The sequence below is a fragment of the Arthrobacter sp. 1088 genome, assembly GCF_031455315.1.
In the GTDB taxonomy this organism is placed as follows: Bacteria; Actinomycetota; Actinomycetes; order Actinomycetales; family Micrococcaceae; genus Arthrobacter.
This window is the reverse complement of sequence record NZ_JAVDSM010000011.1, coordinates 36,713-49,627: the sequence shown is the minus strand read 5'-3', so window position 1 is coordinate 49,627 and position 12,915 is coordinate 36,713. Positions and strand designations below refer to the sequence as shown.

Here is a 12,915-nt window from a genome sequence, read left to right as displayed (position 1 = left end):
AACAAGGACTTAGCGAGGGGGATTCCCATGTCAGATCAACCATCCAAGGGCAACGAGGACAAACCGGCGGGCTACGAACCGCCGCAGTACATCCCGCCGGCCGAATTCAGCGCGCCGGAGCAGACCTCACAGACGCAGCCGCTTTCGCCGTACGATCAGGGCGCCTACACGCAGAACGCCCAGGGCCAGGACGACTTCTACACGCAGCCGCTGCCGCCCACAAGCCAGAGCGGCGGCGGCCAGAGCCCCACCAGCCAGAGCGGCGCCAATCAGGGTGCATCCAGCCAGGGCTCGTACACGCCCGGTGATTACAGCCAGCCGGGCCCATCGCCGTATGGCCAGCCCCCCAGCCCTTATAACCAGAGCCAATACAACCAAGGCCAGTACAACCAGGGCCCGTACCAGCAGCAGCCTTATGGCCAGCAGAACCCGTACGGCCAGCCCGCGTATTACGCCATGCCCACGCAGCCCAAGGGCCTGAGCATCGCGAGCATGTGCTGCGGCATTGCCACATTTGTTGGCTTTGGGTTCTTCATCCTGCCGCAGATCGCCGCTGTGATCCTTGGCCATCTTGCCCTCAACCGCGAACCGGCGGGCAAGGGCATGGCGATTGCCGGCCTGATCATGGGTTACGTCGGCGTGGCGATCACGGTGGTCGTCTTGATCTTCTTCTTTGCTGCGATCGGGGCTTCCAGCAGGTATAACTACTAGGCAGCAGCTGCCGCTACCAAGCAAACGCGTACGACGGCGACCCTTACGTCAGGTGGGATTCCCACCGAAGGTAAGGGTCGTCGTCGTTGTTAAGCGCAAACTGGATCGGTCACCCGCCGCCAGCTACCGCACGCCGCCCATCAGCTTCTTGATAGCCGGGGATCCAGCAGCGAGTGCCATAGCCAACACCACAGCCACGCCGCCAATGCCCAGGAAGTACGGGAGTTCGTCGTCGGGGTTGTAGAGGCCGGCAAGGATGCCTGCCAGCGTGGTGCCCAGTGAGACGGACAGGAAGAACAGCGCCACCATTTGGGTGTGGAAAGCCTGCGGGGCGAGCTTGGTGCTCACGGACAGGCCAATGGGGGAGAGGAAGAGTTCTGCCAGTGTAAAGAGGAACAGGATTCCCACAAGCGCCAGCAGCGGGGTCTTGCCGTCGCCAGCCAGCGGGATGAAGCAGAGGAAGGCCAGCCCCATGATGAGCAGACCTGCAGAGAATTTCAGCGGGGAACTTGGCTGTTTGGTGCCCAGCTTGGTCCACAGGGCTGCCATGACGCCGGCGAAGATGATGATGAACACCGGGTTGATGGACTGGACCCAGGCCGCCGGCATTTCCCAGCCGAACAGGTTGCGATCCAGTTTCTCTTCGGAGTACACGGCAATGAAGGTGAACTGCTGCTGGAACAGGGCCCAGAAGGCGGCCGATGCGATGTACAGCGGGATGAACGCCAGCACGCGTTTGCGCTCCAGGCCTGTGACTTTGGCGCTGCGGAAGATCAGGAAAAGGTAGATCACTGAGGCACCGATGGCAGCGTAAGCCATGCTGCGAGCCAGGTTGTCGGCGTTAACCGTGCCCGTGCCGAGCAGTACTCCTATGATCACGAGGATGCCCAGGAAAATCAGCCCATACCGTGTGCGGTCAGCAGCCGGGAGCGGGTTGGGAACGCGGTGGGCTTCCTCGGGGAGCTTGCTGCGGCCCAGCGAGTAGATGACAAGGCCGATCGCCATGCCCACGGCTGCTGCGCCGAAGCCCCAGTGGAAGCCGTTGCTCTCCTGGAGCCAGCCTGTGACCAGGGGGCCGATGAGTCCGCCGATGTTGATGCCCATGTAGAAGATGGAGAAGCCGGCGTCGCGGCGCTCGTCCTTCTCGCCGTACAGGCTGCCAACCAGCGCGGTGGCATTGGCTTTCAGGCCGCCGGATCCGATGCCCACCAAAACAAGGCCGGCGATCAGTCCGGGAATACCGGGCAGGAGAGCCAGGGCAATGTGGCCCGCCATGATCATGAGGGCCGAGCCGAAGAGGACCTTTTCGGAACCGAAGATACGGTCTGCGAGCCATGCGCCCAGGATGGTGGACAGGTAGACGCCGCCGCCATAAGCGCCAACCAAGCCAGCGGCGAGGCCCTTGTCGATCGACAACCCGCCCTGCTCGGCGCTGAAGTACATGTAGTAAAGCAGGATGCCCTGCATGCCGTAGAAGGAGAATCGCTCCCACATCTCCACGGAGAAGAGGCTGGCCAGCATCTTTGGGTGGCCGAAGAATGACGTATCGCCCGATGGTTTTTGGGGCGTAGCCGTGGTTAGAGGTGTGCTCATTTCCTCAATGCTGGCATTGACTGCGGGCATTGTCACATCGATGGATGCCCGTGGCAACCACTTTCCATATGGTAGACAACCACCCAAGCCCGCTTACTGAAAGGCCTCCAAAACCGCCGCGAGCTGAAGAAGCTGCAGTTCAGAACCGGGTTTACCGATCACCTGGATGCCCATCGGAAGGCCGCTCGTTGTCACATTGACGGGGATGCTGATCGCCGGCAATCCACACACATTGACCATGGAGGACCAAGGCGCGTACTCGCATTGTCTTCTGTAATCCTCGTCTGCGTCGCCCGCCCATTCGCTGGGCCAGGGCTCACTGCTGTGGCCGCCGCCCGTGAACCAGCCGATCGGGCGTGGTGTCTGAGCCAGCGTGGGCATGAGGATGACGTCCCACTGCGCATATTGCGCGATCGTGTCGTGCTCGAACTGCCGCAGGAAAACGAGGGCCTCATTGACCTTCAACGCGCTGCGCTGCTGCGCACGACGACGGAACGTCCGGGTGAGCGGGGTCAGGAGCGCCTCGCGCTGGGGTGCTATCCGGGCGCTCCCGACGCCGGCAGTCCAGGCTGCGGTGAACGCCTCCGGGTAGCGGTTGTCGTAGCGGATCTCCGCTTCCGCGACGCGGTGGCCGGCCTCTTCAAGCAGCTTGATTCCCCGCGCAAGGCCGTCCAATGCTTCCTGTTCCACCTCGAAAGGGAAGACTCCGGCCCACGGGCTATCCAGGCTCACGCCCACTTTCAGTGGCGTTGGCGCTTGGCCAACGTTGGCGAGATAACCGCCGTCGGGCGCTTGTTCGCGGGGGACCAGCGCGTCCATCAGCAGGGCAGCGTCCGCCGCCAGCGGTCCGGCGACCACCAATTTAGCTGCGTCACCCGCGTTTGCTCCGGATGGCACCATGCCGCGCCCCGGCTTGAGCCCCACCAGGCCACAGGCGCCTGCCGGAATCCGAATGGAACCGCCGCCGTCCGTCCCGGGAGCGAAAGGAACCATGCCAGCCGCCACGGCCGCTGCGCTTCCGCCCGAAGACCCTCCGGAACTTCGGCTTAAGGAGTGGGGATTGCGCGACGGCGGTGCGATGCGGTTTTCGCTGTACGCGGTGAGCCCGAACTCCGGAACCTGGGTTTTGCCCAGCGAGATGACGCCTTGGCCCTTCAGGGTGGCTGCGAGGGCGCCATCCTCAGGTGCGGGTTTGTGCTCCAGGGCGGCGCTGCCGTGGGTGGTGGGAACGCCGGCTACGTCCGTGAGGTCTTTGAAAGCGAGGGGCATGCCGTGCAGGAGGGGCAACTCGGAAAGGCGGTGCGCGCGGGAGAGCTGCGCGTGCAGGTTGTCCGCCGTGCCGGCGTCGGCCATCGCTTGCTCTGCGGTAATGGTAATGAAGGCGCCCAAGTGCCTGTTGCGGGCCTCGATGACGGACAGGAAATGGCCGGTGGCGTCCCTTGCCGACAGCTCGCCGGTCGCGAGGGCATCCCGAAGCGCCACAGCGTTGAGGGCCTGCAGGGAAAGATCAACCAAGGAAACGAGACTCCAACCGTTCCTCCACAGCGATGGCGTCCACGCTCTCACCAGCACCTGCAGTGACCCGGAAAGCGGCCTTGTTCTTGACTTCGGACACCACCTCCACCAGCTCGGTGCCGTGGTAAACCAGCCCCACGCCGTCGTCCGTGCAATGCGCCTCTCCCAGCGTGCCGTTGGCCACGAGCTTGTGGATGGCAGGAGCGCGGCGGGGTTCGGAGTCATAGTGGACGCCGTTGGCGTAGGGAAGGAAGCCAAGCGCATTCGTAACCGGCTGCAATTCAGGGCCGAAGGAATCCGTCACGCCGCTCTTGAACCAACAGATGGAACCCGCGGAAACCCCGGCCAGGACCACGCCGCTTTCCCAGGCCTTCCGCAAAATGCCATCGAGGCCGTGTGCCCGCCATACGGCAAGCAGGTTGACCACCGAACCACCGTGGACCCACACCACGTCCTGCTCCAAAAGATGAGCTTCAGGGTCCTCAATATTGGGCATGGTGAAGAGATTGAGATGAGCGAAATCAAACCCGGCAATGCGGGCTGCCTGATCCATCTCTGCCGCCCACCAGCGTTGGTCACCTGATGCAGTACCGATGTGGGTCACGCGGGGTGCGCGCCCACTCACCCCGGACAGCTCCACGGCGTAGTGCATGAGGTGGTCGAACTCGATGCGGGTCCGGCTGCCAGGCTTGTAACCGCCGGATGTTGCGAGGATGGTGGGTTGGCCAGCCGCCATGGTCCTGCTCCTAACAGCCGATTCAACGGAGTCTCTGCGTCCCAGTCTTAGTGCCGCAACCGCGGGGCGCAAGCGACGTCCCGCTTCGCGGCTGCTGCGACTAGGCTGGATGATGATCTGAATCGATGGGAAGGAACCGCCATGAGCGACTTCGAAACCGTGCCTGTGGGCGATATTCCGGCTGATGCCAGCATCCTGGACGTTCGCGAGGACTATGAATGGGTTGCCGGACACGTTGAGGGCGCACGGCATATCCCTATGGACCAACTGCCGGCCCGCTTGGATGAACTTGATCCCGATGACGACCTCTTCGTCATCTGCCGTACCGGTGGCCGTTCCTTCCGCGTAGTCCAGTGGCTGGTGGGCCAGGGCTACTCTGCCGTGAACGTGGCCGGTGGGATGGACATGTGGTTCGAAGCCGGCCGGCCAATGGTGTCGGACAACGGTCTCAAGCCAGTGGTTCTCTAACCTTCGGCAGCCCGACCCGCGCATATAACCAGCAAGGAATATTCAATGTCAGCACCGACCTATACGTTCCTGGGCCCTGAGGGAACGTTCACGGAGACCGCCCTCATGCAGGTCCCTGGTGCCGCTGATGCCTCCCGCATTCCTTGCACCAACGTAAACACGGCCCTCGAGCGGGTTCGCAACGGTGAGGCGGACGCTGCCATGGTTCCCATCGAAAACTCGGTGGAGGGTGGCGTGACTGCGACCCTGGATGCCATTGCCACCGGCCCAGAGCTCCGGATCATCCGCGAGGCCCTGGTGCCTATCACGTTCGTGCTCGTGGCGAGGCCCGGCGTCGTGCTTGCCAACATAAAGCGCATCTCCACACACGGCCACGCATGGGCCCAATGCCGCCTCTGGGTGGAGGAAAATATTCCGAACGCGGATTACGTCCCCGGTTCCTCTACCGCGGCAGCGGCCATGGGCCTCCTGGAAGGAGACGCCCATTACGACGCCGCCATTTGCGCCCCGTTGATTGCGGGGGAGCAGCCTGGGCTTAACGTTCTGGCCGAAAACATCGGCGACAACCCGGATGCAGTCACCCGCTTTATCCTGGTGAGCCGTCCAGGTCCCTTGCCCGAACGCACGGGTGCGGATAAGACAACGGTTGTTGTCCCGCTGCCGGAGGACCACCCCGGTGCCCTCATGGAAATCCTTGACCAGTTCGCTTCGCGGGGGGTCAACCTGAGCCGGATCGAATCACGCCCCACCGGCCAGTACCTTGGCCACTACTTCTTCAGCATCGATGCCGACGGTCATGCGTCGGATTCCCGTGTTGCTGATGCCTTGGCGGGCCTCCACAGAATCAGCCCGGCAACCCGTTTCCTTGGCTCATACGCGCGCGCCGACAAGCAGGCTGCCGTGGTTGCCCCACATACTTCGGACGCTGCCTTTGCCTCCGCTCATGCGTGGGTCCAATCGATTCTTAAGGGCTAGGCTGCGCTGGGTCCAGCGCTAAATAATTGAACCTTCAACCCCTTTCGCGTTGATGCAACTGTGCGTATGCTTGCCTGATCCATAAACGATGGATGAATGCCCAAAAGAAGGGAGCGGTCATGTCTGTCCACCGGGATGACAAAGACGGCCAAGGCATGATCGTCAATCCCAAGCCTTCCGGCGAGAACAAGGACGACTGGGACGGCGACGAAGCTGACCGCGCGGATCGACTCCGTTTTGAAGAAGAACAAGCGATGATCCGTGAGCAGGCCGAGGCACGGGCCGCGGCGAAGGCGGCGGCCGAAGCAGCCGCAGCAAATGCGGCCCAACCCGAAAAGGGTGCAGTCTAGAGGGTTTGAGCTTTCGGTACCCGCACCAATAGCGAACCCGGCTGGACCTGGACGGTGACCTCCGTGGCCTCGCCCGCGGGGTCGCCGTCGAGTTGAGTCGCCATGGGTTCCTGGCTGCGGATGGTGACCTTGCCGGAGCGATAGAAATTCATCACCGGCAAATTCCGTTTGTGCTTGAACAGGATCTTCGCGTACATCGCGATCCATCCGAACGCGCTGCGCGGGCTCATGACGACGATGTCCAGCATGCCGTCGTCGATCATGGCTTCCGGAATGAAATCGATGCCGCCCGGAATCAGGCCGCAATTGGCGAAAAGCACGCTGCGGATTTTCCGGGCCTGTTCCGGCTGGTCATCCATGGTGATGGTGACACGCTTGCGGCGGCCGGGCAGATGCCGGACTCCGGCCTCTGTATAGGCCAGCCAACCCACGGTCTTCTTCAGGTCTTCCTTGGTATCGCCCACAACCTCGGCATCCAGGCCCATACCGGCGATCACAAGGAACGTGTGGGCGGACGATTCTCCGGTAATGCCGTTGTCTATGGCCATGGTCGCAGTGTCAATAAAACGCTGGTGCCCAAAGAGGGCGATCTGGATGCAGTCGGCGATGTCGGTGACGTCCAGTTCGACGTTGCGGGCCAGGAGGTTGCCGGTGCCCAGCGGAATGAGGCCCATCGCCACGCCCTTATGCGCCAGCGACTCAGCCACCACACGCACTGTACCGTCGCCGCCGCACGCAAGAACGACGTCGGCCCCGTACTCCAGCGCTTGGCGCGACTGCCCGTAACCAGGGTCGTCCACAGTGGTTTCAAAGAACTTCGGGCTGTCCCACCCGGCGAGGTCGCAGGCATCGATAATCGCTTGGCGGGCCTCGAGAGACTTGTTTTTCACCGGGTTGAGAATCACCGCAACCTTCTGGTGCCCTGGCTCCGGCTTGTGGGTGTCCTCCCGAACCGCGCTCCTGATGTGACGGGCTCTCAACCGGCGCACACCCCACCAACTGGAGACGGCAAAGGCCACGCCCCCAGCGAGAATCACGTACAGGATCCAGTCGCTCATGGTGCTCCAACACTATCGTCCTGGGCGTGCACCGCAGATTCGATACTCTTGTGTGGTGATCGACGTAAAAGACCTCAGCGAAAATCCGGACAAGTTCCGTGCCAGCCAGCGCGCCCGTGGCGCCGACGAGTCTGTTGTGGACGCGATCATCTCCGCAGACTCCGATCGCCGTGCCGCGCTGATCCGCCATGAAACCCTCCGCGCCGAGCAGAACGCCTTCGGCAAGAAGGTTGCCCAGGCAAAGGGCGAGGAAAAGCAGGCCCTGCTGGCCGAGGTCAAGGAACTGGCCAACTCGGTGAAGGCCGCTTCCGCTGAAGCTGCTGCCGCCCAGGCCAAGCAGGAAGAGCTGCTCCGCGCCATCCCCAACCTGATCGTCGATGGCGTTCCCGAGGGCGGCGAGGACGACTACGTTGTGGTCAAGACGGTGGGCACGCCGCGCGAATTCACGGATTTCGAGCCGAAGGACCACTTGGAAATCGGCGAACTGATCGGCGCGATCGACATGGAACGCGGCGCCAAGGTCTCGGGCGCGCGCTTCTACTTCCTGCGTGGCGTGGGTGCCCGCTTGGAAATGGCGCTGCTGCAGATGGCCATGGACCAGGCGATCGAGGCTGGCTTCGTCCCGATGATCACCCCCACCTTGGTGCGTCCGGAGACCATGCAGGGCACCGGGTTCGATGTAAAGCACGACGCCGAGATCTACCGTCTCGCTGAAGACGACCTTTACCTTGTGGGAACCTCGGAGGTGGCCCTCGCCGGCTACCACGCGGACGAGATCCTGGACCTCTCTTCCGGTCCCATCCGCTACGCCGGCCAAAGCTCCTGCTACCGCCGCGAGGCCGGTTCGCACGGCAAGGACACCCGTGGCATCATTCGCGTACACCAGTTCAACAAAGTGGAGATGTTCATCTACACCACGGTTGAAGAAGCAGCTGCGGAACACGAACGCCTGCTCGCATGGGAAGAGGAAATGCTGGCCAAGTGCGAGCTTCCCTACCGGGTGATCGACACAGCTGCGGGCGACCTCGGCATGTCCGCTGCCCGCAAGTTCGATTGCGAAGCCTGGGTTCCTACCCAGAATGCCTATCGCGAGCTCACGTCCACCTCCAACTGCACCACGTTCCAGGCCCGCCGCCTCAACATCCGCGAACGCGTGATCAACGAGGAAGGCGTCGCCAAGGGCACCCGTGCCGTGGCCACCCTGAACGGCACCCTGGCCACCACCCGCTGGATCGTGGCCCTGTTGGAGCACCACCAGAACCCGGACGGCTCGGTCAACGTTCCCAAGGCCCTGCAGAAGTACCTTGGCGGGCTTGAGGTTTTACCGGTCCTGTAGGTTTCGGCGCGGAATTGATGGGGTGGCCCGGAGTGTTCACGCGGCGTTAATCCCTTGCTGTGTCCTCGGTCCTAGTGCGGTGTCAGAGGCGTCTGCTCTACTGGAACCATGACTATTTTGACTGACACTCCAGTTGCTGGCATCGATGACCAGCCAAATGACAACAACAAACTCATGATCGCATTGGACGTTGACGGTACGCTCGTGGACCACGATGGCCACATGTCCCCCGAGGTTAGGGCGGCGGCACAGGCGGTGGTCGCGAGCGGGCATGACGTCATGATCGCCACCGGCCGGTCGCTGAATGCCACCTTGCCCATCATCGGGCAAATCGGCTTGGAACGTGGCTACGCGGTGTGCTGCAACGGCGGCGTTACTCTCCGGCTGGATCCCACCCTTGAGACCGGCTATGAGATCATCCACAAGGCAACGTTCGATCCCGCTCCGGCGCTGAAGGCCCTGCGCGAACGCCTGCCCAACGCGAAGTACGCGCTGGAGGATGAAGACGGGAACTTCCTCTCCACGGAGCGTTTCCAGGACGCCAGCTTTGGCGTCGAGGCAATCGGCGTGGACTTCCAGACCATGTTGGAGGCCACGGCGGTACGCGTGGTGGTCTTCAGCAGCGACAACACTTCTGACGACTTCAATCACGCCATCCGCCACATCGGCCTTTCCGGCGTGACGTACTCGGTTGGCTGGACTGCGTGGCTAGACATTGCCGCGGAGGGCGTGACCAAGGCCAGTGCGCTTGAGGCCCTGCGCAAGAGGATCGGCACGCAACAGGCCAACACGGTGGCGGTGGGAGATGGCCGCAATGACATCGAGATGCTCACGTGGGCCGGCAGGGGAGTGGCCATGGGCCAGGCTCCCGAGGAAGTGATCGCCGTTGCGGATGAGGTCACCGCGTCAGTATTCGACGACGGCGCCGCCCTGGTTCTGCGCAGCCTGCTGTAGCAGCCGCACGGCTAAGCCCGGAGGCGGCGCGGGCTAGTCCACCCGCCCCCGCCAGGCACCGGTTTCGTGGCCGCGGTCCTCGATGAATTCCTTGAATTTGTCCAGGTCCGCGGCCACCTGCATTTCGTCGGCGGAGAGCGCTGCGCCGGCCTTCTCCACGAATCCTTCGGGCTCCCATTCCAGTGTCACGTTGACGCCGCAGTGCTGGGGTCCGAGGTTGTCGAAGCGGACTGTGCCGGCGTTGCGCGGTGCGTCGATGCTCTCCCACGCAATGACGGTGTCCGGAACTTGTTGGGTGATGCGGGCATCGTATTCGCGCCGGACTCCGCCGACCTTGGTTGAGAAGTGCAGCGTTGAATCGTTGATCTGGCGGACATTCTCCACGCCGCTCATGAACTCGGGAAACTTTTCGAACTGGGTCCACTGGTTGTAGGCGACCGAAACCGGTACCTCTACCTCGATGGCCTTCGTGACGGTTTGCATCAGTGACACCTCGCTGTGGATTGTTGTGGTTTTGGTGGGGGGTTAAGTGAAATGGGTTTGAACAGGGCCGCCGCCGGCTGAGTCGACAATTGCCTGTGCAACGTCCCGGAGCTTGACGTTCCGGTTACTGGAGGCCTTTTTGATGAGCTCAACCGCTTCAGCTTGGCTGCACCTGTTTTGGGCGATGATGATGCCTGTGGCTACGTCGATGACTGTCCGGGATGCCATGGCGGCACGAAGGTTGGCGGCGGTTTGGCTGTGCTGCGCAATCAGCACGGCCAATTGCAGGCCCTTGGATGCCTGCTGAACGTAATCGGTGGCGCGTTGAACGGCGGCCTGGTCGAAGCCGCTGGGGCGTTCGGAGTAGAGGTTCAAGCCTGCCCGTGCGGTGTCATCCGTGAGCGGGAAAGGAACGGCGAGGACAGAATGAACACCGTTCGCCAGGGCTAGCTCGTTGTACTCAGGCCAGGTGTTGTCTTTTTCGAAGTCCGGAACATGCACCAGTGTGCCTTCCCTGCAGCAATGGACACATGGGCCGTCGGCGTACTGGTACTGGAGTTCGTCGAGCATCTGCGCCCGTTCGCTGCTGCTTGCCACTGTGGCCGCGGCCCGATGCCGAAGCAGTGTGATGCCACAAAATACTTCGTTGTCAGGTTTGGTGAACATGGCCGCTGAGTGGCGTGCCAGCTCGGCCAGGAAGGCCTCCACGTCCGGTGTATCCAGAAGCAGGTCCTGGATTTCCGCTGCTACAAGATGCGGTTCGGTGAGTTGTTGGTTTTCCACGTGGATCTCCGATCCCTGGAGGAGGCTACCCTTCGAGCGTAGTCCTGAATACCCGTTGAAAGCTAATAGTAAGTGTGCTTCTCTTTTTAAGGAGTCTTGCCGTGGGCTCACTCACTTCAGCAGGTCTAAGGATTGAAGCCACATGCGACAAACCCGACCACACGACGTCCAAATCCGGCCTCCTGCGCCGGAAAGTACCATCCGTCAAAGCTTCCAGGACGGTTTGGTTTTGGACCATCTCAATCTCGCAAAATCGATTGCCGCCCGGTATTCCGCGCACACGCACGACCTCGACGACGTCCGGCAGGTTGCGTACATGGGCTTGATCAAAGCCGCACGGGGATTTGACGAAAGCAAAGGCGTCAGCTTCCCTGCATACGCCGCCCCGACCATCGCCGGTGAGGTCAAGAGGTATCTCCGCGATCACTGCTGGGTAGTGCGGCCACCGAGGCCCATCCAGGATGTGCGGCGCCAGGTGCTCGCCCGGACCGAGGAACTGACGCAAAGCCTGCAGAGGACTCCGACGCCCGAAGAAGTGGCAGCGGACCTTCGCCTGGAACCTTGCCAAGTCAGGGAAGCCTTGATGGCCGGCACCAGCAAACGGCCGGATTCCCTGGACGCTCCCGCTGCGGAGGGCCGCGACGGACTGCAAGCATGCGTTTCCGCTTTCGGATCTCCGACGGAGCGGCTGGAGGACGTGCTCGCCCTTCGAAACGCAATCCGGGGCCTGAGCGCGGAGGACAGGCACCTCCTCTATCGCCGCTACTACCGCGAGGAAACCCAGTCCACCATCGCGGAGGCACTGGGCATGTCCCAAATGCAGGTCTCGCGGCGGCTTTCCAAGATCCTGGTGTCCCTGCAGACACAGCTCCTGGACGAGGAAGCACGCCTCCAGGACGGAACGGCGCCTTAACAAGCGAAAGCAACAGCCGAAACCACCAAGAGCCCAGGAGTCAGCAGCCCAACCCGCCCACCGCATCCAACACATCACGGACGGTCACGGCAAGGAGTGCAGGATCGGGATCGGCGGCGAAAACGTCACCGCGGCGAAGTTCGACGGCGGTAAGCACCACGTGCGGTCCCGGCGGCGGACCCCATTCTTCAGGGGGAGCGGGGCCGAACAGGACCACGGAGGGCCGGGCATACGCGGACGCCAGGTGTGCGGCGCCGGTGTCCGCCGAAACGACGAGCCGGGCATCCGCAATGGTCGCCGCGAACTCTGCGAGGCCCTGCCGCCCGGCCAGCACGCCGCCGTCGAGGTTTGCTCCGTTGAGTTTTGCCAAGGCGGCGGTCTCCACTGCCCGCCCGCGCTCGGACGTGCCCCCGGTCAGCACGACGTCGTGCCCTGCCCGGGAGAGCTCGACGGCCACTTCGGCGAACCGCTCTATGGGCCAGAGCCTGCTGCCATACGCGGCGCCCACATGGATGACCGTGGCGCCAGGCCGGGGCGAGGGAATGCTCGGCCTGTTGAGCCGGTAATCCAAGGGATCGGCGTCGATGCCGTGCCAGTTCAGGAGGCGGGTCCAGCGCTCGCGTTCAGGGATGCCGGTTGTCCATTCAGGTCCGTCGAGCCCGGGAGCTTGGTACGCGAGCACCCGCCTTGCCCGAAGTTCATTGATGCGCTGCCGGCTTTCGGATCCGTTTCCGTGCAGGTTAACGGCGATGTCCACGGCTCCGGGGGCGATGTTCAGTGGAGCATCAAGGCCCGGCGTGGGGAGGTGGTCGATGCCGCCCACCAGGTCCAGGGCCTCCGCAATCCAGGCTGGTGCCGCGTACAAAATGCGGTGCTCGGGGAATTCCCGGCGCAGGCCGCGAAGCGCCGGAACGGCAACAAGCAGGTCCCCTAGTTTCAAGGCGCGCAAGGCCAGCAGCAGGGGTTGTCCGTTCAATTCGGCTGTGTCCATGGTGGCCTCCCGCTAGGAGTCTAGCGGCCAACGCAGGTGCTGGCCCCGC

The 12,915-nt window shown here is 62.9% G+C and carries 14 protein-coding genes; 7 read left to right on the top strand and 7 right to left on the bottom strand.

Going from position 1 to position 12,915, the window contains the following annotated elements; all coding sequences use genetic code 11:
- The first annotated feature begins 27 nt into the window (after positions 1-27).
- Entirely contained in the window at positions 28-711 is a 684-nt protein-coding gene (locus J2Y41_RS17425) for a DUF4190 domain-containing protein (RefSeq protein WP_309930315.1), read from the top strand.
- A gap of 123 nt (positions 712-834) precedes the next feature.
- Here the strand turns inward: J2Y41_RS17425 and J2Y41_RS17420 are convergent, their stop codons facing one another.
- The 3 genes from J2Y41_RS17420 to J2Y41_RS17410 all read right to left on the bottom strand — a co-directional run bounded on the left by J2Y41_RS17420 (position 835) and on the right by J2Y41_RS17410 (position 4,555).
- Positions 835-2,334, bottom strand: a complete 1,500-nt coding sequence (locus tag J2Y41_RS17420) for a peptide MFS transporter (protein WP_224167605.1) — start codon at positions 2,332-2,334, stop codon at positions 835-837.
- Positions 2,335-2,397: 63 nt separating this feature from the next.
- On the bottom strand, positions 2,398-3,819 hold the full coding sequence (locus tag J2Y41_RS17415; protein WP_309930312.1) for an amidase: 1,422 nt from the start codon (positions 3,817-3,819) through the stop codon (positions 2,398-2,400).
- Entirely contained in the window at positions 3,812-4,555 is a 744-nt protein-coding gene (locus J2Y41_RS17410) for a peptidase E (RefSeq protein WP_224165980.1), read from the bottom strand. Before J2Y41_RS17410 ends, J2Y41_RS17415 begins: the two co-directional genes overlap by 8 nt.
- A gap of 141 nt (positions 4,556-4,696) precedes the next feature.
- Between J2Y41_RS17410 and J2Y41_RS17405 the strand changes: the two genes are divergently transcribed.
- The 3 genes from J2Y41_RS17405 to J2Y41_RS17395 all read left to right on the top strand — a co-directional run bounded on the left by J2Y41_RS17405 (position 4,697) and on the right by J2Y41_RS17395 (position 6,348).
- Positions 4,697-5,023: a rhodanese-like domain-containing protein gene (locus J2Y41_RS17405; RefSeq protein ID WP_224094571.1), complete on the top strand. Its 327-nt coding sequence runs from the start codon at positions 4,697-4,699 to the stop codon at positions 5,021-5,023.
- A gap of 45 nt (positions 5,024-5,068) precedes the next feature.
- Positions 5,069-5,998, top strand: a complete 930-nt coding sequence (pheA, locus tag J2Y41_RS17400; protein WP_224165981.1) for a prephenate dehydratase — start codon at positions 5,069-5,071, stop codon at positions 5,996-5,998.
- Between the two features lie 119 nt (positions 5,999-6,117).
- On the top strand, positions 6,118-6,348 hold the full coding sequence (locus J2Y41_RS17395) for a hypothetical protein (RefSeq protein WP_216924263.1): 231 nt from the start codon (positions 6,118-6,120) through the stop codon (positions 6,346-6,348).
- On the opposite strand, the gene J2Y41_RS17390 is transcribed toward J2Y41_RS17395, so the two are convergent.
- Positions 6,345-7,406, bottom strand: a complete 1,062-nt coding sequence (locus J2Y41_RS17390) for a diacylglycerol kinase family protein (RefSeq protein WP_309930309.1) — start codon at positions 7,404-7,406, stop codon at positions 6,345-6,347. The two genes, J2Y41_RS17395 and J2Y41_RS17390, sit on opposite strands and share 4 nt — an antisense overlap.
- A gap of 55 nt (positions 7,407-7,461) precedes the next feature.
- On the opposite strand from J2Y41_RS17390, the gene serS reads away from it, so the two are divergent.
- Together serS and J2Y41_RS17380 are read left to right on the top strand one after the other, a co-directional pair.
- Positions 7,462-8,742, top strand: coding sequence for a serine--tRNA ligase (serS, locus tag J2Y41_RS17385; protein WP_224094574.1), 1,281 nt, complete (start codon positions 7,462-7,464; stop codon positions 8,740-8,742).
- A gap of 108 nt (positions 8,743-8,850) precedes the next feature.
- The gene (locus tag J2Y41_RS17380) at positions 8,851-9,696 is read left to right on the top strand and encodes an HAD family hydrolase (protein ID WP_309930306.1); all 846 of its coding nucleotides are present in this window, start codon (positions 8,851-8,853) and stop codon (positions 9,694-9,696) included.
- Between the two features lie 33 nt (positions 9,697-9,729).
- Here J2Y41_RS17380 and J2Y41_RS17375 read toward each other — a convergent pair whose 3' ends face one another.
- Entirely contained in the window at positions 9,730-10,179 is a 450-nt protein-coding gene (locus tag J2Y41_RS17375) for an SRPBCC family protein (RefSeq protein WP_224094576.1), read from the bottom strand.
- A 42-nt stretch (positions 10,180-10,221) separates the two neighbouring features.
- A complete protein-coding gene (locus J2Y41_RS17370) occupies positions 10,222-10,962 on the bottom strand; it encodes a GAF and ANTAR domain-containing protein (protein WP_224165983.1) in 741 nt (246 codons plus the stop codon).
- A 142-nt stretch (positions 10,963-11,104) separates the two neighbouring features.
- Here J2Y41_RS17370 and J2Y41_RS17365 point away from each other — a divergent pair, with 142 nt between their 5' ends.
- Entirely contained in the window at positions 11,105-11,875 is a 771-nt protein-coding gene (locus J2Y41_RS17365; protein WP_224094577.1) for a sigma-70 family RNA polymerase sigma factor, read from the top strand.
- Positions 11,876-11,915: 40 nt separating this feature from the next.
- Here J2Y41_RS17365 and J2Y41_RS17360 read toward each other — a convergent pair whose 3' ends face one another.
- The gene (locus tag J2Y41_RS17360; protein ID WP_309930302.1) at positions 11,916-12,866 is read right to left on the bottom strand and encodes a glycosyltransferase family 9 protein; all 951 of its coding nucleotides are present in this window, start codon (positions 12,864-12,866) and stop codon (positions 11,916-11,918) included.
- Positions 12,867-12,915 lie beyond the last annotated feature (49 nt).

Excerpts from the sequence above, each read along its gene's own strand:
- J2Y41_RS17425 (WP_309930315.1), top strand. The coding sequence starts at position 28 with ATGTCAGATCAACCATCCAAGGGCAACGAGGACAAACCGGCGGGCTAC.
- J2Y41_RS17420 (WP_224167605.1), bottom strand. The coding sequence starts at position 2,334 with ATGCCCGCAGTCAATGCCAGCATTGAGGAAATGAGCACACCTCTAACC.
- J2Y41_RS17410 (WP_224165980.1), bottom strand. The coding sequence starts at position 4,555 with ATGGCGGCTGGCCAACCCACCATCCTCGCAACATCCGGCGGTTACAAG.
- J2Y41_RS17405 (WP_224094571.1), top strand. The coding sequence starts at position 4,697 with ATGAGCGACTTCGAAACCGTGCCTGTGGGCGATATTCCGGCTGATGCC.
- pheA (WP_224165981.1), top strand. The coding sequence starts at position 5,069 with ATGTCAGCACCGACCTATACGTTCCTGGGCCCTGAGGGAACGTTCACG.
- J2Y41_RS17395 (WP_216924263.1), top strand. The coding sequence starts at position 6,118 with ATGTCTGTCCACCGGGATGACAAAGACGGCCAAGGCATGATCGTCAAT.
- J2Y41_RS17390 (WP_309930309.1), bottom strand. The coding sequence starts at position 7,406 with ATGAGCGACTGGATCCTGTACGTGATTCTCGCTGGGGGCGTGGCCTTT.
- J2Y41_RS17380 (WP_309930306.1), top strand. The coding sequence starts at position 8,851 with ATGACTATTTTGACTGACACTCCAGTTGCTGGCATCGATGACCAGCCA.
- J2Y41_RS17375 (WP_224094576.1), bottom strand. The coding sequence starts at position 10,179 with ATGCAAACCGTCACGAAGGCCATCGAGGTAGAGGTACCGGTTTCGGTC.
- J2Y41_RS17365 (WP_224094577.1), top strand. The coding sequence starts at position 11,105 with ATGCGACAAACCCGACCACACGACGTCCAAATCCGGCCTCCTGCGCCG.
- J2Y41_RS17360 (WP_309930302.1), bottom strand. The coding sequence starts at position 12,866 with ATGGACACAGCCGAATTGAACGGACAACCCCTGCTGCTGGCCTTGCGC.